We start from the raw sequence: 25942 nt of genomic DNA, 5'->3' as shown, positions 1-25942 counted from the left end.
TCCAAGGGCTAATCAAACACGCCCTTGAACCACTGCCACATTTTCTCGCCATCTGGTGCGCAGCCGCCGTTTTCTGTTGGCGCGCTGCCGCTCATAAAGGGCATATAGCGCGCGCCCTGACACCAGGACTGAGTCAGCTTTCCAGATTCGCCGTCGACCCATTGATACTCCACACCGGCCACCTGCGAAAACGGCATTTGCTCGGTACTCGCCTCGGCCATAAATTGTCGCCACACAGTCAATGCGCCACTGGCGCCCGTTAAGCCAGACGACGCATTATTGTCCAAGCCCATCCACACCACCGCCATATAATCGCCGGCAAAGCCCGCAAACCATGAGTCGCGTGTATCATTACTGGTGCCCGTTTTTCCCGCCACCCGGTAATCCTTGGGCAGTACATTGTAGACACCTTTACCGGTGCCTTCGCGCACGGTTTCCAGCATCGCATACTGCAATACATGCACGGCAGCGGGGTTAACAACCTGCTTGGGTTTTTGCGGATAGCGCGCTAATAATTTACCGTCGCTATCGGTAATCGCATAAATAGTACGCAGCGGCGTGTATTTGCCGTCAGCGGCAATAGTCTGGTACATCGCCGCCACCTCGATAGGGGCTAATTCCGCTGCCCCCAGCAACATCGACGGCACTTGTAACAAGGGTCGCTGAATACCCAAGCGCTGGAACATATCCATCACCTTATCTAATCCCACATCCATTCCCAAACGCGCCGTCGCTAGGTTGTATGAGTGCGCCAATGCCGTGTGTAAAGGCACATTGCCGTGGGACTTACGATCGTAGTTAGATGGCTTCCAAAGTGAGCCATTGGCATTGGGAATAGAAACTGGCTCATCGGATACACGGGTCAGCAAACTATAATAGCGCGGTTGATTAAACGCGGCTAAAAATACCGCGGGCTTTGCCAGTGAGCCGATTGGCCGCAAGGCGTCGAGTGCGCGATTAAAGCCGGCATAGCGCGGGCGTTTGCCACCAATCACCGCAACGACATCGCCGCTATTCACCCGTGTGACCACCATCGCAACTTGCAAATCTTTTTGACGGTCTTCCAAACGTGCTAAGGATTTCACCGTGGCTTTTTCGGCCCGGCGCTGTAAAACCGGATCAAACGGTGTGAAAATTCTCAGGCCGCTATTTTGCAAGTCTTTGCTTTGGTAATCACGGCTGAGTTGACGGCGCACTAAATCCACATAGGCGGGGTAAACGCCATCCAAAGCCGATGACTTAGCGAGCTCTAAGGGCTCTTTTTGCCAAGCGGCCAACTGCGCTGGCGTTAACCAACCCTGCTCAGCCAACTCGCCCATTACGATATTACGACGGTTTTTTGCGCGCTCAGGGTGCCGCCAAGGGTCGTAGTATGAGGGTCCTTTTACCAAGCCAACCAGCATCGAGATTTGCGCAAGATTCAGCTCATCCAAGGGTCGGTTAAAATAATGTCGAGCCGCCAGACCAAAGCCGTGAATCGCGCGGTTACCCTCCTGCCCAAGATAGACCTCATTGATATACGCCTCTAAAATTCGATCCTTGCTGTAATGCATTTCGGTAAGAATCGACATGATCGCTTCCTTACCTTTACGCCACAAACTCCGCTCATTGCTGAGAATCGTATTTTTCACCAATTGCTGGGTGAGGGTACTACCGCCCTGCACCGTGCGGCCCGCCTTAATATTGGCCAAAAATGCCCTCGCGATGCTGCGGGGCGAAATACCGATATGGCTGTAAAAATGCTGATCTTCAACCTGCACCAAGGTTTCGACTAGCATTTGCGGCACTTCAGCTATACTTAGCATAAGCCGATCTTCGTGACGGCCAGGATACACACCGCCAATCACCATCGGGTCTAATTGGTCTTCGGCAATTCGTTCGCCCAAGGTATCGCGCACCACCCCAACCGTGGTCACCGCCATGTCCAATTCTATTTTGCGCGCGGGTCGTTCACCGTCGGCAAAGTCAAAAGGCCGTAAATAGATGGAGAAATGATCACCCTGCCGATTATAGGTTCCCGGCTCGGTAACAAGCTTCCTGGAGCGATAGCCCAGCTCGCCCAGCTCAGACTCAAGCTCATAGGCAGTCAAAATTGCCCCCGTCGCCAATACTAGGGGGCGGGCGTAAACCTTGGCGGGTTGCTCATAACGCTTTGCGTCAAATGCGCCGCGCACTTTCGCGTCACTGTAGGCAAACAAAATAAGCAGCAGGACGATGCCCACCAAGGACACCTTTAAGCCCAAACTCAACCAGGGAATATTCCGAAACTTACTGCCACTGCGCTTAGGGGATTTCTTAGCCATTCATCACAACCAGATAAAATTCATTGATACACATAACACTTTATACATAGTGCTTACAGATACACGACCGCACTGTTGACCAGTATTCGCCAGTTAACGCATTGCAAATCGGTATTCAAACCGGATAATAGCGGCACTTTACCGCAAGTAACTGGCAAATAAGATGAAAAAATACCACCTCTACGGCATTGGCGCTGCGCTTGTCGACACCGAAATTGAAATCAGCGACCAAGACCTGAGTGAGTTAGGCGTTGAAAAAGGCCTGATGACACTCGTTGACGCCACCCGCCAACAGGAACTCTTGGACAAGCTAAGCGGCCATATGGTTCATGCTAGTTTAGCCAGTGGCGGCTCGGCATGTAACTCAATCATCGCCGCAGCTTACTTTGGTGCCAAAAACTATTATTCATGTAAAGTTGCCCGCGATGAGCACGGCGAGTTTTTCATGAATGATATAAAAACCGCCGGTGTTGACGCTGACTTCAGCAGCGAAAAATCCGCCGGTGTCACGGGTAAATGCCTAGTACTGATCAGCCCCGATGCAGAGCGCAGCATGAACACTCACCTTGGGATCAGTGAAACACTATCGATCAGCGAACTGAATGAAGCGGCCCTGAGTGACTCTGAGTACTTCTACGCAGAAGGTTACCTGGTGACATCTGACACCGGCCGCGCCGCGGCGATCGCTGGCCGACAAATTGCCGAGCGCAATGGTGTTAAAACCGCGCTTAGCTTTTCAGATCCCGGCATGGTGAGCTTCTTCCGCGACGGCCTTGCCGACATGCTAGGTGACGGCGTTGATCTGATTTTTTGCAATGAAGCCGAAGCGCTAGGGTGGGCACAAAGCGAATCACTAGATGACGCGGTCCTTGCCCTTAAAAAGATTGGTAAAACCTTTGCCATTACCCTCGGCGCCAAAGGCGCATTAGTGTTTGATGGTGAACAGCTTCACAGCATTGCCGGCCACAAGGTGAATGCGATTGACACTAACGGTGCAGGCGACATGTTTGCCGGTGCCTTTCTCTACGCGATCACCCACGGCCACACTTTTAAGGAAGCAGGTGAATTAGCGAGCCTAGCGGCAGCCGAGGTCGTGTCACAATACGGCCCACGGCTGGCAGGCCCGCTTCATCGTGAGTTATTGGCTCGTATGGCGTAAACCACCACACTCGACACAAAAAAGGCAGCGCTACCAAACCAGCGCTGCCTTTTTTTGTACCTAGACGTTTGCAAATGTTAATTTTTTTGCAAAAACGCCACTAATCTTGGATCAGAAAACATACTGCTGAGCACTTCCACGACCAGCTCATTCACCATTTTACTATTGTGCGAATTGCTCGGCGCATTAAAAAACTTTTGATTCCGCTTAACTCGGTAGCGACCCTCATAGTGCTCATTGCCACGACGGGCTTCCACTTCTACCGTCGCCAGCATATCCATATCGTGGCCCACACCACCTTCTTTGGGATGATCGTAAACCAGTGACGTAAAGATAACGTGTAGGTCCGTGGTATTCGGATTTAAGCTATCAACGTCATAACCCATTGCTGCCATGTAAGACGATAAGGCCTTCTCGACAGGCAAGGACAAATCATTTGCCAAGGTGATCACCGAAGTGTCCCGATAGATGCCGCCGCGGCTACCCAGTACTTTATTGACGCGTTTATCACTAACTCGAATATGAACTGGGCTATCACTACCATTCGCTTGCGTCGGCGCCGGAAATTCAGGCGCGACTTTAATCGCTTGCGGGCTTTGCGCGCACGCCGTTATCAGCAATGCGGTGGCCAAAACAAATCCTTTCATCACAGTTGTATAGCTCATCTTTTATCCTTGGGATAACAAGTCACGTAAGTCAGTAATCGCGGCGTTGGCGCGGGTAATATACGACGCCATAACGAGCGAATGATTGGCAAGCAAACCGAAACCACTGCCATTCAATACCATTGGGCTGAACATTGACTGCTGGGTTCCCTCTAACTCGCGAATAATTTGTCGCAAACTTACCGCCGCATTTTTGTTGGCAAGCACGTCAGCAAAATCCACTTCCACCGCTTTCAAAAAACAAATTAAGGCCCAAGCCGTGCCGCGCGACTCGTAAAATACATTGTCTATTTGCAGCCACGGTGTTTTTACACGCTGCTCACTGACAGTAGGTGTCGACTGCCGCGCATTGGGGTCATTTGCCAAGTCAGTATTCAAGCGCGGACGCCCAACACTGGCACTTAAACGCTGCGACAAACTTCCCAAACGCGACTCCACCCCCGCCAACCAATAACGCAAATTGTCGGCCCGCGCATAAAACTGCGCCTGCGGATCATCTGCATCACTCAAACGTTTGCGGTAAGCTTTTAAATATTTAATACCCTGCCGGTATTCAGATTCAGAGGCGGGCACGGCCCAACTATTGGTCGAGAAGTTAAAACGCGGCTCAGCTTTCGCAAGATCGCTGTCTTCTTGAGATTGCGACTGCGAACGACTAAAGCTTTCACGCATAGCGCGGCTCAAATCACGCACCTGAATCAATACGCCGTACTCCCAAGCCGGCATATCGTCCATAAAAATGCCGGGCGGGGTCACATCGTTGCTCAAAAATCCGCCGGGCTTATCCAATAGCGACTCACTGACATCTATCAATGCTGAGGTAGTCGCGGTGCCCACTACGGCAAGGCTTGAGTTCTGCTGTAAGTAACGAGTCTCTGGCATATCTGGAGTAAAGCTCCAGTACACCCCAAACACGATTACCAACAAGATATAGAGAGGCAGCACAATTGCCGCAACCCGCCACAACACACCGTTACCCACCCAGTCCTGCATGGCCTCTTTCGTTCGCGAAAATAGTTCTGCTATTTTTTGCTTAATCATGGGTGCATCCCTGAGTGTTCTTTAGTAGCCGTTGACTCTTTTAATACGCTAACCACCGGCGCAACTACGGTAACTTCCTGACCACTGCTGGTTTTAAGACTGAAACTGACTTCCTCACCATCGCGCACTGGCCGCGTTATGTTTATAAACATGAGGTGGTATTTGCCAGGAGCAAACACAAAGCGCTCTCCGGCGCCAATCGTCACCGATGCTTGCTCCTGCATTAACATCATGCCATCGCGATGCTGGTGACTGTGAATCTCAATACGTTCTGCGGCATCAGATTCACCCGCCATCAATTCAATGGGCTTGTCGCTGGTATTTACCGCGGTAAAAAATGCGGCTGTATTGCGCTGAGTAGGCGGTAAACCGCGTACATAGGCATCGTTAATTTCCAGGGTATGAGCCAGCAATGGCGCCAGCGCCGCTGCCGCCAGCATTACCCTCCCAATCTTTAGCACAAAGCCCTCCTCGTCATATTCCTAAGCGCCACTCTTTAGCACCAAAACACACAAATGCTGTCGTAAACTGCACCTTACGTGGGAGCAAGGTTATACTCCACCGTCTAATGCAGCTAAATTCAGCAATATCTGCTCAATAACAGTTTCCGTAACGTATCATAACGCCACAACCCTAGTGATTGTATTTATGAAGCAGTTTTTATTATTGGTTATTTTGCTACTTGCCGGCACAACGCAGGCGGCGAACGACTTTTTCTCCACATCTGCGATCGATGGCTTCGATAATGACAGCCCACAATTTTTGCCAGTGGAAGAGGCCTATCAATCACAGTTAGTGTGGAATAAAAATCAATTACTAATCAGCTGGACAGCAGCCGAAGGCTACTATTTATACAAAGAACGTTTTGCCCTAAAAGCAACAATCGGCGGCGAGCCAGCACCGCTCGGTGCCGACCTCGAAGCAGGCAAGCTAAAACAAGACCCTAACTTCGGCGAAACCGAAGTCTATTACTACAGTACCACGATCACACTGCACAATTTTCCCACTGAGCCCTTCACGCTCAGTGTCACTTCACAAGGCTGCGCAGATGCGGGCCTCTGCTATCCACCACAAACCCAGTACTACGCGGTCGACAGCCAGCGACAAACCGTCACCGAAATAGAAAAACCACTGATCGGCAGCCCAGCTAAATTTATCACCCTGTCAGGAAGCGACGACACGGATAGCGCGCTATGGCTCATCCTTGTTTTTGCAGCCCTCGGCGGCGCAATCCTTAACCTCATGCCCTGTGTGTTTCCAGTACTGGGCTTAAAGGTCTTAAGCTTTACCAACGCCAACAACGGTAGCCCCTTAAAACACGGACTAGTATACAGTGGCGGTGTGGTGCTCAGTTTTATCGCCGTCGCTGGGCTCCTCATTTTTTTACAGCAAGCTGGGCAGGCCATTGGCTGGGGATTTCAATTGCAAACCCCGTGGTTTGTTGCGCTTCTTGCCTGCTTATTCTTCGCTTTGTCACTCAATCTATTGGGGCTTTTTGAACTCGGCACTAACCTCTCTAATATAGGCAGCGATCTCAGTCGAAAAAGCGGTTATAGCGGCAGCTTCTTTACTGGGGTACTCGCCACCATCGTAGCCAGCCCATGCACCGCTCCCTTTATGGGCACTGCGGTCGGCTTTGCCGCCAGTCAGCCACCAGTTGTCGCGCTGCTGGTCTTTGCCTTTATCGGCATCGGCATGGCGCTGCCCGTGCTATTACTCACCCTCTTCCCAGCCGGATTGCGGCGCCTGCCCAAATCTGGCAGCTGGATGATTAGCCTGCGTCAGCTATTAGCATTTCCCTTGCTCGCGACCGCCATCTGGTTACTATGGGTCAGCGGCCGCCAAGCGGGTGTGGACGGCATGATCACGACGCTTTCCGCTTGGTTGTTGATCTCGTTTGGTGTGTGGCTGCATGGCAAAGGGCTAAAATTAGTAGCCGGTCTTATCGTCATTGCGGCTGTTGCCATGGTTTTCATCAAGCTGACCGAGCAACCTGACGCGGCGAATTTAAAAAATGCTAACTTCGACAGAAGCGAAATCCAGCGGCTGCGGGAAAATGGTCAAAACGTCTTTCTCGATGTCACCGCTGATTGGTGCATTACCTGCGCCGCGAATGAAAAGCTGGTGCTTCATACCGATAAAATTCGCGCGGCATTTGAGCAGCATAATGTGCACTATTTAGTCGCTGACTGGACAAGCTATGACCCCGGCATCACTGCACTCCTGGCGGACTATAAACGCAATGGCATCCCCTTATATATTTACTACCCCGCCGACCCGAGTGCCGCGGAAATCATGCTGCCACAAGTACTAAACAACGCGATGATTATCGAGCTGCTAAACAGATACGATTAGCCGCCACCAGTGTTAGCACCGAAAACACTGGCGTCGGCAAAATTCCAGCTAACTTCTGTAAACTTGCAGACAACTGGACGCTATCTTAAAAAATTCACGAGATGCGTTGGACTCGAAAAAACAAATAAGGCACAATCGCGCTATACCCTGAATGACACATTCAAGCAGCAACTTATGGCATCTATACTCGTTCTACACGGCCCAAATCTGAATTTACTCGGCACGCGTGAACCCGGCGTTTACGGCAGTGACACGCTGGCAGATATCGATGCGCAATTGCAGCTCAGCGCCAAAGAGCGCGGCCACCACCTGCAGTCCATGCAAAGCAATGCCGAATACGAATTAATTGACCGCATTCACCTTGCTAGGCCAGAGGGCATTAATTTCATTATTTTTAATCCGGCAGCGTTCACTCACACCAGCATTGCGCTGCGAGATGCCTTGCTGGCCGTCGATATCCCGTTTATCGAAGTGCATCTTTCCAATGTGCACGCGCGGGACAGTTTTCGTCATCACTCCTATTTTTCTGACATCGCTCGTGGCGTTATTTGTGGGCTGGGCGCACAGGGCTACCAGTTCGCACTTCAAGCAGCGATCGATCAGTTAAACCAATAACATCTTTAAACTTAAGCCATTCAAGAGAGCAACTATGGATATTAGAAAAGTAAAAAAATTGATCGAGCTACTCGAAGAGTCGAACATCGATGAATTAGAAATTAAAGAAGGCGAAGAGTCAGTTCGCATTAGCCGCAACAGTGCCGCCAAAGGTATGCAAGTTCCCCAGTATATTAGCCAGCCCATGATGCAAGCACCCGCTGCTGCACCAGTTGCCGCACCTGCCGCTGCTGAAGCACCTAAAGCAGCTGAACCAAACGGCCACATTATTAAATCGCCTATGGTTGGTACTTTCTACCGCTCGCCATCACCGTCTTCTCCCGCATTTGTTGAAGTCGGTCAGCACGTCAAAGTCGGCGACGTTATCTGTATCGTTGAAGCAATGAAAATGATGAACCAGATCGAAGCCGACAAATCCGGCGTGATTGAAGCCATTCTTGTCGATGACGCAGAGCCAGTTGAGTTCGATCAATCCCTGATCACTATTGTGTAAAACGGGTATACCCGGAACAGCCAATTGTCCGATCAACGCACCCAAAAGGGATTGAGTCCAAATGCTTAAAAAAGTAGTCATTGCCAACCGTGGCGAAATTGCATTGCGTATTCTTCGCGCTTGTAAAGAGCTCGGTATTAAGACCGTGGCAGTCCACTCCAGTGCTGACCGCGATCTAATGCATGTTCGTCTAGCCGATGAGTCAGTTTGTATCGGCCCTGCGCCGTCGCCAGCCAGCTACCTGAACATCCCAGCCATCATCAGTGCCGCTGAAGTCACTGACGCGGTAGCCATCCACCCCGGCTACGGTTTCCTTGCCGAGAACGCGGCATTTGCAGAGCAAGTGGAAAAAAGCGGCTTTGTATTTATCGGCCCTACCCCCGATATTATTCGCATGATGGGTGACAAAGTCTCCGCCATCAAAGCCATGAAAAAAGCGGGCGTGCCAACGGTACCCGGCTCCGACGGCCCCATTACTGAAGACAACGAGCACACCTTGGCCGTTGCAAAACGTATTGGTTACCCCGTTATTATTAAAGCGGCAGCAGGTGGCGGTGGCCGTGGCATGCGCGTTGTTCACAGCGAAGCTGCACTGCTTAACGCGGTCTACGTTACCCAGTCAGAAGCCAAGGCGGCCTTTGGCGACGACACCGTGTACATTGAGAAATTTCTTGAAAACCCACGCCACGTCGAAATTCAAGTACTAGCCGATGGTCAGGGCAACGCGATCCACCTTGGTGACCGCGATTGCTCGCTGCAACGCCGCCATCAAAAAGTACTTGAAGAAGCACCAGCCCCCGGCATACCAGACGAGATTCGCAATCAAGTTGCAAAATCCTGCGTTGATGCCTGCATTGCCATCAACTACCGCGGCGCGGGCACCTTCGAGTTTCTCTATGAGAACGGTCAATTCTTCTTTATCGAGATGAACACCCGTATTCAGGTTGAGCATCCCGTCAGTGAAATGGTGACCGGTGTTGACTTAATACGGCAGCAGCTACTTATTGCCGGCGGCGAGAAGTTATCGATCACCCAAGACGATATCAAAATCAAAGGCCATGCCTTTGAGTGCCGCATCAACGCTGAAGACCCTAAAACATTTATGCCCTGCCCTGGCCTGATAAAACACTATCACCCACCAGGCGGCCTGGGTGTACGGGTCGATTCACACCTCTACAGCGGCTACACCGTGCCACCTCATTACGACTCGATGATTGCTAAAATCATCACCTGGGGTGACAGTCGTGAAATCGCCTTAAGCCGTATGCGCAATGCGTTGGACGAGCTGGTTGTTGATGGTATTCGCACCAACACTGACCTGCACCGCGACCTAGTTCGCGATGCGGCATTCAAAGAAGGCGGCGTCAGCATTCACTATTTAGAGAAAAAACTTAAGCTCTAAGCAGCCTAAGTCTGTAACATATCAGGGGCCTGTTTTCGGATAGGCCCCTTTTTTATTGATAAGACTTACCTTCTCTCAACGACACGAGCACTCCATGACTTGGTTACAACTGCGACTCGACGCCGACCCAGCCACCGCTTCTACACTGGAAGACGCGCTCTTAGAAATTGGCGCCGCCGCGGTCACCATGGAAGACAATGCCGATCAACCTGTGTATGAGCCGGGCGTCGGCGAAACACCGGTTTGGCAACACACCCGCGTTACCGGCCTCTTCACCGCCGACACCGATATGACTGCGGCACTGGCCGAATTGCAGGGGCAGTACGGCCAAGCCTTGCCCCCACTTCGCATAGAAATTTTGGAAGACCGCGACTGGATACGAGAGTGGATGGATAGCTATCACCCCATTCAATGCGGCGAGCGCTTGTGGATTTGCCCGAGCTGGCGAGAGCCGGTAGATCCAAATGCGGTGAACCTGCTACTCGACCCCGGTCTTGCCTTTGGCACTGGCACACACCCGACCACCTGGCTGTGCATGCAGTGGCTAGACCAACAAGACTTAAGCGGACTTACTGTCATCGACTACGGCTGCGGCTCCGGCATTTTGGGCATCGCCGCGTTATTACTTGGCGCTGATAAAGTCATCGCAGTAGACAACGACCCGCAAGCACTGCTCGCGACCCGTGACAACGCTCGCCGCAATAATATCGACGATGCCCGTATAGAATGCTTCCTGCCGCAAAACATTCCAGCGGGTTTGCGGGGTGACATGGTGGTCGCGAATATCTTAGCGGGGCCGCTAACTTCGCTAGCACCTAACTTAGCCGCCACCTTAGATGCAGGCGCCGCGATTTGTTTATCCGGTATTTTACAAAGCCAAGCAGATGAACTCATGGCCTGTTATCAACACTGGTTTAGCCAGCTGACCCTGACCACGAAAGAAGAATGGGTTAGGATAGCGGGCAATAAAAACAATAGTTAGAGTGAAGAAATTCGTCGATGCCAGCAGAAAACATCACGCCAAAAAGTATCCAATGCCCGAAATGCGAGACTCGTTTTCGGGTAAAAGCCGAGCAACTACTCCTCGCCGACGGCTTAGTTAGGTGCAGCGTATGCATGAGCATCTTTAGCGGCATTGACGACAACACCAGTGCATCAATACTACTCACAGATCTAGACGACGACACCCCAAGTGCTGAGCACGAGGTAGATGACGCACCCGCACCGAAAGCAAACACAGAGCTCAGCGCGGAGGACGACGAAAACGATGACAGCTCACTGCGGGGCGCCCCTCCCGAATTAGACCTTCTCAGTGGATTGAGCACCGTCAACCACGACTTTGAGCACCACCAAGCGCGCCAAAACAAGATCCAATGGTTTTGGCTGCTTGCCAATACCGTCGCACTGCTGGTTCTCGTCGTACAAATAGCCCTCTGGCAAAAAGCCGCCTTGTTCAACAGCCCCATAGGTGACGAACTGCGCAAACTATGTCCATTGCACCCAACACTGTGCGAAGACAAGCCAACTCAACGCAGCTCCGCCGTCACCGACGTTATTAGCACCAAATTAATAGTTCGCAAACACCCCACCACTAGCAACGCCTTGATGGTCGACACCATACTAGTCAACCGCGGCCCTGCCAGCACAAGCTTCCCCGAACTACAGCTGCGCTTTAGCGACATCAACAATCAAACCGTCGCCAGCCGCACGTTTAAACCTGCCGAGTATCTTGCAGGGGAGCTGAGCGCCGGCGCTAGCTTGGCGAGCCAGCAACCGGTGCACATCGCGCTCGAAATAGTTGACCCCGGCCCACAGGCAGTCAACTACCAGTTACAGCTGATGCCGTAAAGCCTATTTTTTTACACTCAAAACTGGTTATTTTCTGAGCGCAAGACTTCCGATGAAGTCTTTGAACGAGTATCATAGCTGCCCTGTTTTCCCACGGTTAATTTCCCTTCACAGGGCATGGCGATGATCCAGATTGGTCCTCACAAGCTTCCTGCCCGTGCCGTATTGGCGCCAATGGCGGGCATTAGCGATCTGCCGTTTCGCCGCCTGTGCCGCGAGTTCGGCGCTGGCCTAACCGTGTCGGAAATGCTGATTAGCGACACCTCGCTGTGGGACAGCCGTAAAAGCCATCTGCGCTTAGCCCATGACGACAATGGCCCACGTGCGGTTCAAATCGCCGGGGCTGACCCTTTGATGATGGCGGATGCAGCGATACGCTGCGCAGACATGGGTGCCGATATTATTGATATCAATATGGGCTGCCCCGCAAAGAAAGTCTGTAAAAGGGCTGCTGGTTCGGCCTTGTTGCGTGAGCCAGATTTAGTAAAAGATATTTTAAGCACCGTGGTCGCCGCCGTAGATGTCCCGGTGACATTAAAGATTCGCACGGGCTGGTCACAGGATCAGCGCAATGGCATCGACATTGCCAAACTTGCCCAAGATTGCGGCATAAGCTCTTTGGCAGTGCATGGCAGAACCCGCGAGTGCCGGTTTTTAGGAAGTGCGGAATACGACACCATCGCCGCAATTAAACAGGCCATCGATATTCCTGTGTTTGCCAACGGTGATATTTGTTCAGCACAGCAGGCAAAACAGGTTTTAGATTACACCGGCGCCGACGGTGTCATGATTGGCCGGGGCGCACAGGGAAAACCGTGGCTGTTCCGGGAAATCAACACGTATTTGGCGACCGGGGAGTTAGCGAAACAGGTAACAACGACAGAAATAAAGACCGTATTGTTGAGTCACATCAGCGCCCTTCACCATTTTTACGGTGAACAAAATGGACTGCGTATCGCGCGTAAACATTGTGCATGGTATTTGCAGGAGCTCGACCCCAACACTGGTTTTCGCGGTTTATTTAACCGCCTAGAGTCAGCCAGTGCACAACAAGATGCTGTACATCGCTACTTTGAACAGCACGAACAAAACCTACAGGAAGCAGCCGCATGAACCTAAACAGCATTGACACCGCCCCAGTCGCCGAAGCCTCCACCGCGACGACTGCTGCCAACGATGACATCAGCAAAGCCAAAACGCTGCGCGACAGTGTCGCGATCGCACTCAACAACTACCTCGCCACCCTCGACGGCCAAGACGTCTGCGACGTCTACAATATGGTGCTGTCGGAAGTGGAAGCGCCTTTGCTCGAAGAAGTGATGCGCTATACCCGCAACAACCAAACCCGCGCCTCGCAAATGCTAGGCCTAAACCGCGGCACATTGCGTAAAAAGCTCAAGCAATACGACTTACTGTAAGCCCCAATTTTGAACGGCTCCCGTTCGACGTTTTTTTAAACTCAAGGTGACTCACAAGGCATGACTACAGACAACCAGGCCCGCCCCGTTAAACGCGCCCTCATCAGTGTTTCTGATAAATCAGGCATCGTCGATTTTGCCCGCGAACTCACACAAATGGGAGTCGAACTGCTCTCTACCGGCGGTACCTATGCCCTGCTGAATCAAAATGATATCGCGGTAACTGAAGTCTCTGACTACACCGGCTTCCCAGAAATGATGGACGGCCGCGTTAAAACCCTACACCCCAAAGTACATGGCGGTATCTTAGGGCGCCGCGGCATTGATGACGGCGTAATGAGCGAGCACGGTATTGACGCCATCGACATGGTTGTCGTCAATCTCTACCCCTTTGAAGCCACGGTATCTAAACCCGGCTGCACGCTTGAAGATGCCGTTGAGAATATCGATATCGGCGGCCCAACCATGGTTCGCGCTGCGGCCAAAAATCACCGTGATGTCGCTATTGTAGTTAACGCCACTGACTATCAAACCATACTCGACGAGCTGAGCACTAACAGCGGCTGCACCTTGCACGCCACGCGCTTTGACTTGGCGATCAAAGCCTATGAGCACACCGCCGCTTACGACGGTATGATCGCGAATTATTTTGGCCGCTTGGTTCCCGGCGGCACCGAAAAATTCCCGCGCACTTTTAATAGCCAATTCATCAAAGCGCAAGACATGCGCTACGGTGAAAACCCACACCAAGACTCGGCATTCTATGTAGAGCGCCACCCCAGCGAAGCCTCGGTGGCCACCGCGACTCAGTTGCAAGGCAAGGCATTGTCATACAACAATATCGCCGATACCGACGCCGCCCTAGAGTGCGTGAAGTCATTTGTAAAACCTGCCTGCGTCATTGTTAAACACGCCAACCCCTGCGGCGTCGCAGTGTCATTAAACGGTATTAGCGAAGCCTATGATTTAGCCTTTGCCACCGATCCTGAATCTGCATTTGGCGGTATTATCGCCTTTAACCGCGAACTGGATGCGGCCACCGCCAAAGCCATTTGCGACCGCCAATTTGTCGAGGTGATCATCGCGCCAAGTGTTAGCGATGAAGCCGCTGCCATCGTCGCTGAAAAGAAAAACCTGCGTTTGCTCGCCTGCGGTCAGTGGGGCGCCAACAACCCCGCCTTTGACTACAAGCGCGTGAATGGCGGCCTATTAGTGCAAGACCGCGACCTAGGCATGATCACTGAAGCAGATCTGAAGATCGTCACCAAACGCCAGCCCGAAGAAAGCGAAATTCACGATATGATCTTTGCGTGGAAAGTGGCCAAGTTCGTTAAATCAAACGCCATCGTCTACGCAAAAAATCGCCAGACTATCGGCGTCGGCGCCGGCCAAATGAGCCGCGTTAACTCTGCGCGTATCGCGGCGATCAAAGCTGAGCACGCCGGTTTAACAGTGAAAGGTGCGGTAATGGCGTCTGATGCCTTCTTCCCCTTCCGCGACGGTTTAGACAATGCCGCCGCCAATGGCATTAGCTGCGTCATCCAGCCCGGCGGTTCCATTCGCGACGACGAAGTCATCGCCGCAGCCGACGAGCACGGCATCGCGATGGCCTTTACGGGCATGAGACACTTTAGGCATTAAAAGGCTTACGCTGGACGTCTGGCGTCGGACGTAAAAAGTAAATAAAGCAGGCGGCAAAGCCGCCCTACTTTTACATCAGACTTCCGACCTCTGACACCCGACCAAAATAAACAAACTCAGCGTGCGGACCAAAAACCCCGCACCAACGGAACAACAACGTAATGAATGTACTCATCATCGGCAATGGCGGCCGCGAACACGCCCTCGCGTGGAAAGCAGCCCAATCACCCCAAGTTGAAACTGTCTACGTTGCCCCAGGTAACGCCGGCACGGCCCTCGACTCAGGGGTCGAAAATGTCGCCATCGCCATAAATGATTTTGCAGCTCTGGCACAGTTTGCAGAGACGAATAATGTGGGACTCACCATTGTTGGCCCCGAGGCTCCACTGGTTGAGGGCATCGTGGACTACTTCAATGAGCGCAAGCTTCCCTGTTTTGGTCCGACCAAAGGCGCGGCACAACTAGAAGGCTCAAAAGCCTTCACGAAGGATTTTCTTGCCCGCCACAACATCCCCACCGGCAGCTACCAAAACTTCACTGAACTAGAGCCTGCACTGGCTTATCTTCGCGAGCAGGGCGCGCCCATCGTGGTGAAAGCTGACGGCCTAGCCGCGGGCAAAGGCGTCATTGTGGCCGAAACCCTTGCGCAGGCCGAAGACGCCGTGCGCGATATGCTATCGGGCAATGCCTTTGGCGATGCCGGCTGCCGCGTGGTCATTGAAGAGTTTTTAGAAGGTGAAGAAGCCAGCTTCATCGTGATGGTCGACGGCGAAAACATTCTGGCCATGGCCACCAGCCAGGATCACAAGCGGGTTGGCGACGGCGACACGGGGCCAAACACCGGCGGCATGGGTGCATACTCACCCGCGCCAGTAGTGACGCCCGCTATTCACCAACGCATCATGAATGAAGTCATCATACCGACAGTAGAAGGTATGGCCAGCGAGGGTAATCGCTATACCGGATTTCTATATGCCGGCCTAATGATTAACGCCAATGGCGACCCCAAGGTCATTGAATACAACTGCCGCTTTGGCGACCCGGAAACTCAGCCCATTATGTTGCGCCTGCAATCAGATATTGTCGCGCTGTGCCTGGCAGCCCTAAACGGTAAATTAGATTCCACAAACGCTGATTGGGACCCTCGCCCCGCCGTCGGCGTTGTCCTGGCGGCGGGGGGTTATCCTGGCGCCTATAATAAAGGCGATGTGATTAGCGGCATTCCAGCCGGTGATGCCAACGGCAAGGTATTCCACGCTGGCACCCAACTTGAAGACGGCAACTTAGTGACCAATGGCGGTCGAGTACTCTGCGCAACAGCGATGGGCGATACGGTTAGTGCAGCACAACAGCTTGCCTATTCGATTGCCGAGCAGATAAAGTGGAAAGATGCCTTCTACCGCACTGACATTGCTTACCGCGCGATTGCCCGAGAATAAACCCTTGGTAAAACAACTGCTGTGCGCGGTCTTGTTACTGCTATCGATTGCCGCGCACGCAGCGCCAAGCTTAACAGTGAGTCAAAATCAGGGGGAAATCTCACTCGACGACTTCAGCGACATTATTGAAGATAACGGCAAACTTTACCGCATTGCGGATATTTTAACCCCGGAAGTCGAACGCCAATTTCGGCCAACTGAAAATGGTGATTTCAATTTATCCCGCGAAGTTGGCCGCTACTGGTTTCGTTTCACACTGAGTAACAACAGCAGCGAAGTAGCTCGACAACTACTGCAAATTACGCCGGTGGATCTCAGTGCCGCGCAACTATTTGACAAATCCGGGCAGCAAATTTCTGCCATGCCAACAGAGGCGCTGATACGCGCAGAAACATTATTTGCTCTCTTTTTAAATCCGCACAGTACCCAGACGTATTACCTCGCACTTGAATACCCCCGCGACCGCCAGTTATTGCTGTCATTACACGACTACGCCAGCTTCCTAGGCAGTGTTAGTAAACGGGAATTTCTCAACGCCCTGTTTTTTGGCACCCTCGGGCTGTTATTTATTTTCGGTCTAATCAGCGCCTCACTCCGCACTGACACGCTGTTTTTTACTACTGCAATCTATGCCCTACTGATTATTTTTGCGCAAATGGTCGCGTGGGGCTATATCGGTTCACCACAGGGTTTGCTGCCACCTTGGGATGGCTACACCCTAATTCTTGTTATTTTGGGCGTCAGCCTTACCGATTTAGTTTACGCGCTGCGCTTCCCCATATATCCAATAAACAATCCAGGTCGCTGGCCCACTGTCATCAAGCTGCTAATTATTGTCGACCTGCTCGCAGTCGCACTCAGTATCATCGGCAATACCCAAGTAGCGGCCGCCACAATCTATATTGTATTCACATTAAACTGCCTCACGCTTTTAATTATTTCACTAAGCTGCTTTTTGCAGACATACAGCCGACTTATTTTTTATTACATGGTCGCCCGCACCATATTAGTTTTGATTTTGGCCTTAAGTTTTGCCAGCTATAGCCTGTCGGTCATCACCGCCACAAGTACTAACTTTATTTTAATTTCACTCGCCACATTGACCGGCATTTTTCATACCGCCTTACTGATCGGCAGACATTATCTGCGCCAGCAAAAACAAGCCCAAGATGAACAACGCATTGCCATTCTAGGTGCCGTAAACCGCGCCAAAACAGATATTCTCGCCAGAATCACCCACGACATAAGAACGCCGATGAGCGCCATGCTCGGCGTATCAGAATTGCTGCAAGACACAAGGCTCACCACCACCCAGGAAGATCACGTTCGCACCCTGCAGCGCTCAGGACACGAACTACTGCAGCTACTCCAAGAAGCCAGCCAAGCAACTCGCTTCAATGAGAGCGACATTGAATTACGCAATGTGATATTAAATTTGCCGGAAATTATCGATGAATCCGTATCGAGCTTCCGCAATATCGCTGCAGAACAATCATTAGAACTGATTTGTGATGTGGACCATGAGATAAGCGAAAAACTCATCGGCGACCCATCTCGTATTCGTCAATTGCTGTCCCATGTTATGAACAACGCCTTTGAGCACTATGAATCAGGCTATATTCTACTCAAGGTGTATGCGACGGATATTAATCAGGGTTTGATTAATGTTGAAGTAAGTCATCGTGGTAAGCCATTTAGCGCTTTAGAAAAACAGGCTATTAACGGCTCATCGGCGCGCGAAGGCGGCATCATTAATACCCGCCTTGCTATTGCTTCGCAGCTCATCGCGCTCATGAACGGCAGCACCGCGGTAAAAACAGCACCCAACGGCCTGCACACCCTGCACCTCTCTCTGCAACTTGGCGTCCCGTCTAACAGCGACAACAGTACCCTGCGCATTCGCACCGGTCTGTTACGTAATAAGCGATTGCTCGTGGTAGACAGCAATCAAACCTTCTGCAAGGTGGTTACCAAACAGTGCAGTAATTGGGGCATGTCAGTATTTGTTGCCAATAGCGACAACGCCGCAATTGCCACAATTCGCAACCAGTCTCTACTCAATGCACCCATCGAAATAATTCTCATCGACCACACCCTACCTGGTGGCGGACTAAAATTAGCGGAGCGTGTATTTGACGAAACCAAAGAACAAAACTGCACACCTATCGGCCTCCTACTCGCCCACGCCAATATCACATTCGATCGCGATGAGCTGCGTGCGGCAGGGATACGCCGCATTTTAAGCAAGCCGCTTACCGGCGTCGCGCTGCGTAGCGCATTACTTGCAGAGTGTCATTTTGACGCCAACGCCGTTAATTATTTACCGGACCAATACCGCACCGACGCGCTGACCTTAAACGCCTTGCAATGCCTAATTGCTGAAGACAATCCCACCAATGCGCAGGTACTTACCCGCATGCTAAAAAGTCTCGGCATTAGCGTTCACCACGTTGAAAATGGCCAGCAAGCGGTAAATACCTTTATGCGCAAGCGCTTTGATGTGGTGATAATGGATATTGAAATGCCGATCATGGACGGCGCCGAAGCCACTCGCCAAATTCGTCAATTTGAAAAGGAAGAAGAGCGCGACCGAACGCCCATCATCGGTTTGACCGCCAACGCCCTCGACGAACAGCGCGACAGCTATCTCCGAGCCGGCATGGACCTGCATTTAGTAAAACCCATTCGTCTCTGGGAAATGGCCGAAGCGATCAAACGCTGGACTGGCTACCAGCAAGACAAGTCATAAATAGCCAATTCCGTTACACTAGAGAGCGGAGGAAACCACGATGACACGAGAATACACCCTACTCGACCGCGCCCTGATGGGGGCCGACAGAAGCTTAAAAACCCTCGTCAAGGGCAGCAGCACCGCCCAGCGTCACAATCCTGCGAGCAGCGTTAACAATGCCCCCAGCGCCGATCAACAACGCCGCCATGCAGCAGGCCTAATGCGGATCAATCACACCGGCGAAGTCTGTGCGCAAGCGCTTTACCAAGGCCAAGCACTTACCGCAAAAAACGCGCAAGTTAAGGCCGCCATGGAACACTCGGCAACCGAGGAAATCGATCACTTAGCGTGGTGTGAACAGCGCCTAAAAGAATTAGATAGCCATACCAGCCATTTAAACCCACTCTTTTACGCCGCGTCGTTTGCCATTGGCGCGGCGGCCGGCGCCATTAGCGATAAGATCAGCCTTGGCTTTGTGGCGGCGACCGAGGATCAGGTCTGCGAGCATTTGCGCGAACATTTGCAAACCCTCCCGGCAGAAGACGAGAAATCCCGAGCGATAGTGCAACAGATGCTAGAAGACGAAGCGGAACACGCCAGCAAAGCAATAGAAGCCGGCGGCCAAGTATTTCCAACGCCAGTAAAAAAAGCCATGAGCTTAATGGCGAAAGTCATGACCGGCAGCACCTATTACGTTTAGCGAACGATCGCCGGACGTCAGGTGTCGGATGTCTGACGTAAGGGCATTCGCTTTATTCATTCAGAAACTCGCTCGGACTGCTTTTGATTTTTCGTCAGACACCAGACTTCCGACGCCCGACTTTAACGTCGGACATCTGACATCACTTCCGCAGCGATTCTTAAGACGCTAATACACAGCGCTAATCGGTGGATGGAAAATGAGTTGAACAAGATTGCCATCGGGATCGAGGCAGTAAAAACTGCGGGCACCATCGCGATGGGTACGCGGCTCCGTTTTAATACTGACCTGATTGGCTAGCAGGAAGGCATGCCAATCATCCACGTCATCAGGGGTTTCTAATATAAAACCGATATGATCTAAACGCTGCCCCGCCACCGGCCGCTGTGGCCCCTGATAGCGGTGCAAGGCGAGGTTGTCATTACCAGAACACAAATAAATATTATCTGGATCTGGTTGCCACTCCACCGCCATTCCCATCAATTCCGTATAGAAATGCAGGGTTTCGTCGAACTTCTCAACAAACAAGGCGATATGACGCATGCCACGATGTGGCTTAGGACGAGTCACCACCTTAGACACCGTCAACAATCTCGTAGCTGTGACTAACGTCGACGCCTGCGGCTTCCATCATGATCGACGCAGAGCAGTATTTCTCAGCCGATAATTCCACCGCACGCTTTACATGTGCTTCTTTCAGGCCATTTCCACTTACAATAAAGCGCAGGTGTATTTTGGTAAATACTGCTGGCACCGCATCAGCGCGCTCAGCGTCCAGTTCACAGCGGCAGGCACTCACGTCTTGGCGTGACTTCTTCAACATACTCATCACATCAAAAGACGCACAACCACCCATGCCTAACAACAGCATTTCCATGGGCCTAACACCCATATTGCGGCCACCGTGATCTTCTGGGCCATCCATCACTACCGAGTGCCCGCTACCGGACTCAGCAAGAAACATCGCACCGTCTACCCATTTAACCGTCGCTTTCATTTGACCCTCATAGCGATACTAAAAAATTGCACTAAGCTTACCACAGCACCCAGATTCAAGCTCGCCAAGGCCGGCAAAGCACGGCATACTGAGAGGAACTTTGGGCGAATAACGATATCCTAAAGCTGCCCTTATAATTTTAAATGGATTTCCTGCTATACCGAGAGACCCAAACAGTGCTGAATTCTTTAAAACCAGAAATTGCCAATCTAGAGAACTTTCTCGCGCATTGCCATCGGCGACGCTACCCCAGCAAAAGCACGCTTATCTACGCCGGCGATGCCAGCGACGCGCTGTATTACATTATTGAGGGTTCAGTGACCGTCATTATTGAAGATGACGAAGGCCGAGAGATGATCGTTGCCTACCTCAATAAAGGCGACTTTTTCGGTGAAATGGGCGTCTTTGACGAAGATATCCCCGCCACTCGCAGTGCCCTGGTGAAAAGCCGCACTGAATGTGAAATTGCCGAAATCAGCTACAACAAATTTCGCGAACTAAATGAACAATACCCAGATATCTTACTGGCGCTGGGTAAACAGATGGCAAAGCGCCTGCGACTGACCACCCGCAAAGTGGGTGACCTGGCCTTTTTGGACGTCACCGGCCGCGTGGCCCGTACCTTATTAGATTTATGCAAACAACCCGATGCCATGACCCATCCAGACGGCATGCAGATCAAAATCACCCGTCAGGAAATCGGTCGAATTGTAGGCTGTTCACGGGAAATGGTTGGCCGTGTATTAAAGACCTTAGAAGAACAAGGTTTGGTGCAAGTGAAGGGTAAAACGATGGTGGTGTACGGGACGCGCTAAATGCCAGTCGGAAGCCGGAAGCCGGAAGCCGCATGCTAAGCCGACAGACGCTAAATCAAGTTTTCCGGAATTTTATTAAATCATACTGGGGACTGCTTTTGACTTTATCGTCAGCCGTCTGACTTCCAACGCCCGACCAGAGCGTCGAAATTAGCATCCGACGCCAGACCTCCGACATCTAGCAGGCTATGCAAACAACTCCGCCAGTTTCTCCCCCGGCTCCGCCGCCCGCATAAAGGCTTCGCCAACCAAAAATGCATTCACGCCGTGCTCGCGCATCGCCGCCACATCCTCAGCGCTATGAATGCCACTTTCGGTCACCACAATATGCTGGTCGCTAATCGCCGCCAATAAATCGAAGGTGTTTTGCAAAGACGTTTCAAAGTTGTGTAGATTGCGATTATTGATACCCACCAAGCGATTACCCAGCGGAAGAGTCCGCGCCAACTCCTCGGCGTTATGAACCTCGATCAACACATCCATACCCAAGCCTTGAGCCAGCGTATTCAAACTCGACATCGCCGTATCGTCTAGGGCCGCCGCGATCAATAAGATGCAGTCTGCACCTATGGCGCGGGCCTCATAGACTTGATAGGGGTCAATAATAAAATCTTTGCGGATGACCGGCAGCGAGCACGCCGCGCGGGCCTGCTGCAAATACGCTTCCGCTCCCTGAAAAAAGTCGGCGTCCGTCAGAACTGACAAACAGGCCGCCCCACCCGCTTCATAGCTCGCGGCAATCTCCGCTGGAATAAAATTCTCGCGGATCACGCCTTTAGACGGCGACGCCTTTTTTACTTCAGCGATCACCGCCGAATGACCGGCGGCAAGTTTTGCCTCTATCGAGCTGACAAAGCCGCGCGGCGCGGACGCCGTTTTAATCTGCTCCTGCAGCGCAGCGATAGATAGCTTTGCACTGCGCTCTGCTACTTCTTCTCGCTTGCGATCAAGTATCTTTTTCAAGACGGTGGGAGTGCCGCTTTCACTCATCATGACTCAGTCTCTTTTGCTGGGTTTAAGCCCTGACTAAACGCTGCCAGCTCACCCATTTTTTCCAGTGCTTGACCACCGTGAATAGTGTCTTCAGCCAAGGCCACACCGTGTTTCAAACTACTGACGACGCCGGCCACATAGAGCGCCGCGCCCGCGTTGAGGGCAATCATATCGGCCGCTTTTTTACCCGCTTCGGTTTCACGCTTGCCGAGTGCGTCGCGAATTAAGGCCAAGGACGCTTTGCTATCAGCTACATCGAGGCCGACTAAACTCTGGCTTTCAATTCCCACATCTTCGGGAGTCAGCAGATATTCCTTAATCTCACCGCCTTTGAGCTCGGCCACTTCCGTTGCCGACGCCAGGCTAATTTCATCCAACCCATCTTTAGCGTGCACCACCATCACGTGCTCGGCGCCTAGGCGCTTCATGACTTCAGCCAAGGGCCGACATAGTTCCGAACTGAACACGCCCAAAACCAAGCGAGTCACACCAGCGGGATTAGTCAGCGGTCCTAAAATATTAAAAATGGTGCGCTGACCAATGTCGCGCCGCACACCAATAGCGTGCTTCATCGCACTGTGGTGGTTGACCGCAAACATAAAACCGACACCCACTTCACGAATGCAGCGTTCAACCTGTTTGGGATTCAAATCTAGCTGAATACCGGCGCTTTCCAAGACATCTGCGCTGCCGCTCTTAGATGACACCGAGCGATTGCCATGTTTTGCCACCTTGGCGCCCGCCGCCGCAATAACAAAGGTACTCGCCGACGAGACGTTGAACAGATTGGCACCGTCACCGCCGGTGCCAACAATATCGACCACATGGTCTAAGCCCGAAATATCAACCGGCGTGGCAAGCTCGCGCATAACGCGAGCGGCCCCTTCAATTTCATCAAGGCTTTCGCTTTTCATGCGCAGGGCAATCAAAAACGCCGCAATCTGAGCCTCGGTGCATTGTCCGGTCATGATGTCGCGCATGACCGACGCCATATCCTCGGTACTTAAACTCAAATTGCGGACCAGCAAGCCCAAGGCATCTTTAATATTCATGGTGCTCATGCGCTGCGCTCCAAAAAGTTTTTAAACAGCTCGTGGCCCTGCTCAGACAAAATCGACTCCGGATGAAACTGCACACCCTCTACGTCTAGCGTTTTATGGCGCACACCCATTATTTCATCGACAGAACCATCGGGTTTTTGCGTCCACGACGTCACTTCCAGGCAATCGGGCAGGCTCTCTTTTTCGATAATCAAAGAATGATAGCGAGTCGCCACCACCGGATTATTTAAGCCGGTAAACACCCCCGTATTATGGTGGTGCATAGGCGAAGTTTTACCGTGCATCACGTCGCGGGCGCGCACGATCTTGCCGCCAAAGGCCTGACCAATACTTTGATGTCCCAGACAAACCCCAAGAATGGGAATTTCACCGGCAAAGGCTTTAATCGCCGCCAGCGAAATACCCGCCTCATTTGGCGTGCATGGTCCAGGGGAGATCACCAGATGCGTCGGCGCCAAGGCGCGTATTTCATCAATGGTAACTTCGTCGTTGCGAAGCACTTTTACATCAGCGCCCAGCTCAGCGAAATACTGCACAACGTTGTAGGTGAAGGAGTCGTAATTATCGATCATTAATAACATTATGACGCCTCCCCGTTTTTGTCTGTATCACGCATTGCGCTCTGAACCATAGAAGCCGCTTTAAATACCGCCCGCGCCTTATTCATGGTCTCTTTCCATTCTAGTCTGGGCTGCGAATCTGCCACGATTCCCGCGCCAGCTTGGATATGGAGCTGATTGTCTTTGATGACCGCGGTGCGAATGGCGATCGCCGTGTCCATATTGCCGTTCCAGCTTAAGTAGCCAACCGCGCCGCCATACACGCCGCGCTTGACCGACTCTAATTCATCGATGATTTCCATGGCCCGCACCTTCGGTGCACCGCTCAAGGTGCCCGCAGGTAAGGTCGCTCGCAGGACATCCATCGCCGTAATATCGTCGCGCACTTGGGCGCGGACGTTAGACACGATATGCATTACGTGCGAATAACGCTCCACCACCATTTTATCGCTCAATTCTACGGTGCCGGTTTTAGCAACACGGCCCGCGTCGTTGCGGCCCAAATCAATCAGCATTAAATGCTCGGCAATTTCCTTGGGGTCGGCCAGTAACTCTTTCTCTAACTCCAGATCTTCCGCCTCGTTGTGACCGCGACGGCGAGTGCCCGCGATGGGCCGAACCGTCACTTCGCCGTGCTCTAGGCGCGCCAAAATTTCAGGCGACGAGCCCACAATATGGAAGTCTTCCAAATTGAGGTAATACATATAAGGCGAGGGATTTAGATGGCGCAGCGCACGATAAAAATTCAAGGGCGATGCGGTAAATGGAATACTCAAGCGCTGGGATAAGACCACCTGCATGGCATCGCCAGCCAGTACGTATTCACGTACTTTTTCCACCGCATCTTTAAAGTTGTCTTCGCCAAAGCTCGACACAAAGTCGGTTTCGGCAACGCCGTCGGCATCCAGATTTAGCGCCGGCAGCATGGGTGATAGTCCGCGCATCATCTGCTCGTAGGAATCTAATCTTTCCTGCGCCTTGCTGTAGGCTCGGTCATCGGCGGGATCAGCATGAGTAATGATTTTTACAATGCCAGACAGATTGTCAAAAACCAGCAACTCCTCAGACACCATCAATAAAATGTCTGGCGTACCCAATACGTCGGGCGGCGTACTCGGCATGAGTTTGGGCTCAATATAGCGCACGCAGTCGTAGGCAAAATAACCGACTAAACCACCGTAAAATGCCGGTAGCTCGTCAATTTCAGGTACCTGGTAACGGGCCTGAAAGCCCTCAACAAACGCTAACGGGTCATCGCATTCATGGCTTTCAATCAGTTTGCCGTCACGCGAAATGGTGACGTGTTTCCCCTCTGCACGAAGCACCGTGCGCGCACCAAGACCAATAATGGAGTAACGGCCCCATTTCTCGCCGCCATGAACAGACTCAAACAGAAAACTGTAGGGCTCGGCGGCAAGTTTTAAATAAGCACTGAGGGGAGTATCGAGGTCGGCCAGCACATCGCGGTAAACCGGAATACGGTTATAGCTTTGCTGCGCCAGTTCATTGTATCGCTGGACTTGCATGATAAATCCTTAAAAATGGGGTTCGGCTTGGTAATTCGCTTATTGCAAGAGCTACCATCGCCATCGACGGCAATCACACAGCTGTGTCATGCGGGCGTTATGCACCATTTCTTCGGACTCGTCACACGTAATTAGAATGTCAAAACATTGTAACCGAGCGGGCCCCGCGGGGGAACCGCA

24 protein-coding genes are annotated in these 25942 nt (G+C 52.0%); 14 read left to right on the top strand and 10 right to left on the bottom strand.

The annotated features are described in order from the left end of the window. Positions 1 to 8: 8 nt before the first annotated feature. Positions 9 to 2303 (bottom strand): penicillin-binding protein 1B, encoded by a 2295-nt coding sequence (mrcB, locus tag AAC007_RS00315; protein ID WP_295875650.1) that lies wholly within the window; start codon positions 2301 to 2303, stop codon positions 9 to 11. 163 nt (positions 2304 to 2466) lie between these two features. On the opposite strand from mrcB, the gene AAC007_RS00310 reads away from it, so the two are divergent. Next, entirely contained in the window at positions 2467 to 3462 is a 996-nt protein-coding gene (locus AAC007_RS00310; RefSeq protein WP_295875652.1) for an adenosine kinase, read from the top strand. A 77-nt stretch (positions 3463 to 3539) separates the two neighbouring features. On the opposite strand, the gene AAC007_RS00305 is transcribed toward AAC007_RS00310, so the two are convergent. From AAC007_RS00305 to AAC007_RS00295, 3 genes are read right to left on the bottom strand one after another with little or no spacing between them, the layout of a single operon-like run. Then, a complete protein-coding gene (locus AAC007_RS00305) occupies positions 3540 to 4127 on the bottom strand; it encodes a YajG family lipoprotein (protein ID WP_296434541.1) in 588 nt (195 codons plus the stop codon). A 3-nt stretch (positions 4128 to 4130) separates the two neighbouring features. Further along, positions 4131 to 5120 (bottom strand): DUF2333 family protein, encoded by a 990-nt coding sequence (locus tag AAC007_RS00300; RefSeq protein ID WP_339674446.1) that lies wholly within the window; start codon positions 5118 to 5120, stop codon positions 4131 to 4133. 44 nt (positions 5121 to 5164) lie between these two features. Next, a complete protein-coding gene (locus tag AAC007_RS00295; RefSeq protein WP_339673856.1) occupies positions 5165 to 5629 on the bottom strand; it encodes a copper chaperone PCu(A)C in 465 nt (154 codons plus the stop codon). Between the two features lie 187 nt (positions 5630 to 5816). Between AAC007_RS00295 and AAC007_RS00290 the strand changes: the two genes are divergently transcribed. From AAC007_RS00290 to coq7, 12 genes are all read left to right on the top strand, one after another. Next, entirely contained in the window at positions 5817 to 7523 is a 1707-nt protein-coding gene (locus AAC007_RS00290; protein ID WP_296434537.1) for a protein-disulfide reductase DsbD, read from the top strand. Between the two features lie 174 nt (positions 7524 to 7697). Further along, positions 7698 to 8138: a type II 3-dehydroquinate dehydratase gene (gene aroQ, locus AAC007_RS00285; RefSeq protein WP_339673853.1), complete on the top strand. Its 441-nt coding sequence runs from the start codon at positions 7698 to 7700 to the stop codon at positions 8136 to 8138. A gap of 34 nt (positions 8139 to 8172) precedes the next feature. After that, entirely contained in the window at positions 8173 to 8631 is a 459-nt protein-coding gene (accB, locus tag AAC007_RS00280; protein ID WP_295875668.1) for an acetyl-CoA carboxylase biotin carboxyl carrier protein, read from the top strand. A 61-nt stretch (positions 8632 to 8692) separates the two neighbouring features. Continuing rightward, on the top strand, positions 8693 to 10033 hold the full coding sequence (gene accC / locus AAC007_RS00275) for an acetyl-CoA carboxylase biotin carboxylase subunit (RefSeq protein WP_295875671.1): 1341 nt from the start codon (positions 8693 to 8695) through the stop codon (positions 10031 to 10033). A 94-nt stretch (positions 10034 to 10127) separates the two neighbouring features. Continuing rightward, complete coding sequence (prmA, locus tag AAC007_RS00270; protein ID WP_339673851.1) at positions 10128 to 11015, top strand: 50S ribosomal protein L11 methyltransferase; 888 nt, start codon at positions 10128 to 10130, stop codon at positions 11013 to 11015. A gap of 17 nt (positions 11016 to 11032) precedes the next feature. Beyond that, on the top strand, positions 11033 to 11881 hold the full coding sequence (locus AAC007_RS00265; RefSeq protein ID WP_339673849.1) for a zinc-ribbon and DUF3426 domain-containing protein: 849 nt from the start codon (positions 11033 to 11035) through the stop codon (positions 11879 to 11881). A gap of 117 nt (positions 11882 to 11998) precedes the next feature. After that, positions 11999 to 12994, top strand: a complete 996-nt coding sequence (dusB, locus tag AAC007_RS00260) for a tRNA dihydrouridine synthase DusB (RefSeq protein ID WP_339673847.1) — start codon at positions 11999 to 12001, stop codon at positions 12992 to 12994. Beyond that, positions 12991 to 13299 (top strand): DNA-binding transcriptional regulator Fis, encoded by a 309-nt coding sequence (gene fis / locus AAC007_RS00255; protein WP_219042324.1) that lies wholly within the window; start codon positions 12991 to 12993, stop codon positions 13297 to 13299. The genes dusB and fis overlap by 4 nt, the downstream gene beginning before the upstream one ends. 60 nt (positions 13300 to 13359) lie before the next feature. Further along, a complete protein-coding gene (gene purH, locus AAC007_RS00250; RefSeq protein WP_295875682.1) occupies positions 13360 to 14940 on the top strand; it encodes a bifunctional phosphoribosylaminoimidazolecarboxamide formyltransferase/IMP cyclohydrolase in 1581 nt (526 codons plus the stop codon). Between the two features lie 161 nt (positions 14941 to 15101). Further along, on the top strand, positions 15102 to 16379 hold the full coding sequence (gene purD / locus AAC007_RS00245) for a phosphoribosylamine--glycine ligase (RefSeq protein WP_339673845.1): 1278 nt from the start codon (positions 15102 to 15104) through the stop codon (positions 16377 to 16379). Further along, positions 16330 to 19128: a response regulator gene (locus tag AAC007_RS00240; RefSeq protein WP_339673843.1), complete on the top strand. Its 2799-nt coding sequence runs from the start codon at positions 16330 to 16332 to the stop codon at positions 19126 to 19128. The genes purD and AAC007_RS00240 overlap by 50 nt, the downstream gene beginning before the upstream one ends. Before the next feature lie 40 nt (positions 19129 to 19168). Continuing rightward, entirely contained in the window at positions 19169 to 19810 is a 642-nt protein-coding gene (coq7, locus tag AAC007_RS00235; protein ID WP_339673841.1) for a 2-polyprenyl-3-methyl-6-methoxy-1,4-benzoquinone monooxygenase, read from the top strand. Between the two features lie 168 nt (positions 19811 to 19978). On the opposite strand, the gene AAC007_RS00230 is transcribed toward coq7, so the two are convergent. Both AAC007_RS00230 and AAC007_RS00225 read right to left on the bottom strand, forming a co-directional pair. Then, entirely contained in the window at positions 19979 to 20383 is a 405-nt protein-coding gene (locus tag AAC007_RS00230; RefSeq protein WP_339673840.1) for a VOC family protein, read from the bottom strand. Position 20384: 1 nt separating this feature from the next. Continuing rightward, positions 20385 to 20807, bottom strand: a complete 423-nt coding sequence (locus AAC007_RS00225; RefSeq protein ID WP_219042328.1) for an OsmC family protein — start codon at positions 20805 to 20807, stop codon at positions 20385 to 20387. A gap of 176 nt (positions 20808 to 20983) precedes the next feature. Here AAC007_RS00225 and crp point away from each other — a divergent pair, with 176 nt between their 5' ends. Next, complete coding sequence (gene crp, locus AAC007_RS00220; protein ID WP_296434525.1) at positions 20984 to 21622, top strand: cAMP-activated global transcriptional regulator CRP; 639 nt, start codon at positions 20984 to 20986, stop codon at positions 21620 to 21622. A gap of 186 nt (positions 21623 to 21808) precedes the next feature. Here the strand turns inward: crp and trpC are convergent, their stop codons facing one another. The 4 genes from trpC to trpE are packed head-to-tail and all read right to left on the bottom strand — an operon-like array spanning position 21809 to position 25762. Continuing rightward, entirely contained in the window at positions 21809 to 22615 is an 807-nt protein-coding gene (gene trpC, locus AAC007_RS00215) for an indole-3-glycerol phosphate synthase TrpC (RefSeq protein ID WP_339673838.1), read from the bottom strand. Further along, positions 22612 to 23667, bottom strand: a complete 1056-nt coding sequence (trpD, locus tag AAC007_RS00210) for an anthranilate phosphoribosyltransferase (RefSeq protein WP_295876161.1) — start codon at positions 23665 to 23667, stop codon at positions 22612 to 22614. The genes trpC and trpD overlap by 4 nt, the downstream gene beginning before the upstream one ends. A 5-nt stretch (positions 23668 to 23672) precedes the next feature. Further along, complete coding sequence (locus tag AAC007_RS00205) at positions 23673 to 24257, bottom strand: aminodeoxychorismate/anthranilate synthase component II (protein WP_296434521.1); 585 nt, start codon at positions 24255 to 24257, stop codon at positions 23673 to 23675. After that, positions 24257 to 25762: an anthranilate synthase component I gene (trpE, locus tag AAC007_RS00200; RefSeq protein WP_339673834.1), complete on the bottom strand. Its 1506-nt coding sequence runs from the start codon at positions 25760 to 25762 to the stop codon at positions 24257 to 24259. Before trpE ends, AAC007_RS00205 begins: the two co-directional genes overlap by 1 nt. Positions 25763 to 25942 lie beyond the last annotated feature (180 nt).

It is taken from the genome of uncultured Zhongshania sp. (assembly GCF_963975605.1).
In the GTDB taxonomy this organism is placed as follows: Bacteria; Pseudomonadota; Gammaproteobacteria; order Pseudomonadales; family Spongiibacteraceae; genus Spongiibacter; species Spongiibacter aquimaris.
This window is presented reverse-complemented; position numbering and strand designations above follow the sequence as displayed.

Excerpts from the sequence above, each read along its gene's own strand:
- mrcB (WP_295875650.1), bottom strand. The coding sequence starts at position 2,303 with ATGGCTAAGAAATCCCCTAAGCGCAGTGGCAGTAAGTTTCGGAATATT.
- AAC007_RS00310 (WP_295875652.1), top strand. The coding sequence starts at position 2,467 with ATGAAAAAATACCACCTCTACGGCATTGGCGCTGCGCTTGTCGACACC.
- AAC007_RS00305 (WP_296434541.1), bottom strand. The coding sequence starts at position 4,127 with ATGAGCTATACAACTGTGATGAAAGGATTTGTTTTGGCCACCGCATTG.
- AAC007_RS00300 (WP_339674446.1), bottom strand. The coding sequence starts at position 5,120 with ATGCAGGACTGGGTGGGTAACGGTGTGTTGTGGCGGGTTGCGGCAATT.
- AAC007_RS00290 (WP_296434537.1), top strand. The coding sequence starts at position 5,817 with ATGAAGCAGTTTTTATTATTGGTTATTTTGCTACTTGCCGGCACAACG.
- aroQ (WP_339673853.1), top strand. The coding sequence starts at position 7,698 with ATGGCATCTATACTCGTTCTACACGGCCCAAATCTGAATTTACTCGGC.
- accB (WP_295875668.1), top strand. The coding sequence starts at position 8,173 with ATGGATATTAGAAAAGTAAAAAAATTGATCGAGCTACTCGAAGAGTCG.
- accC (WP_295875671.1), top strand. The coding sequence starts at position 8,693 with ATGCTTAAAAAAGTAGTCATTGCCAACCGTGGCGAAATTGCATTGCGT.
- prmA (WP_339673851.1), top strand. The coding sequence starts at position 10,128 with ATGACTTGGTTACAACTGCGACTCGACGCCGACCCAGCCACCGCTTCT.
- AAC007_RS00265 (WP_339673849.1), top strand. The coding sequence starts at position 11,033 with ATGCCAGCAGAAAACATCACGCCAAAAAGTATCCAATGCCCGAAATGC.
- dusB (WP_339673847.1), top strand. The coding sequence starts at position 11,999 with ATGGCGATGATCCAGATTGGTCCTCACAAGCTTCCTGCCCGTGCCGTA.
- fis (WP_219042324.1), top strand. The coding sequence starts at position 12,991 with ATGAACCTAAACAGCATTGACACCGCCCCAGTCGCCGAAGCCTCCACC.
- purH (WP_295875682.1), top strand. The coding sequence starts at position 13,360 with ATGACTACAGACAACCAGGCCCGCCCCGTTAAACGCGCCCTCATCAGT.
- purD (WP_339673845.1), top strand. The coding sequence starts at position 15,102 with ATGAATGTACTCATCATCGGCAATGGCGGCCGCGAACACGCCCTCGCG.
- AAC007_RS00240 (WP_339673843.1), top strand. The coding sequence starts at position 16,330 with ATGCCTTCTACCGCACTGACATTGCTTACCGCGCGATTGCCCGAGAAT.
- coq7 (WP_339673841.1), top strand. The coding sequence starts at position 19,169 with ATGACACGAGAATACACCCTACTCGACCGCGCCCTGATGGGGGCCGAC.
- AAC007_RS00225 (WP_219042328.1), bottom strand. The coding sequence starts at position 20,807 with ATGAAAGCGACGGTTAAATGGGTAGACGGTGCGATGTTTCTTGCTGAG.
- trpC (WP_339673838.1), bottom strand. The coding sequence starts at position 22,615 with ATGATGAGTGAAAGCGGCACTCCCACCGTCTTGAAAAAGATACTTGAT.
- trpD (WP_295876161.1), bottom strand. The coding sequence starts at position 23,667 with ATGAATATTAAAGATGCCTTGGGCTTGCTGGTCCGCAATTTGAGTTTA.
- AAC007_RS00205 (WP_296434521.1), bottom strand. The coding sequence starts at position 24,257 with ATGTTATTAATGATCGATAATTACGACTCCTTCACCTACAACGTTGTG.
- trpE (WP_339673834.1), bottom strand. The coding sequence starts at position 25,762 with ATGCAAGTCCAGCGATACAATGAACTGGCGCAGCAAAGCTATAACCGT.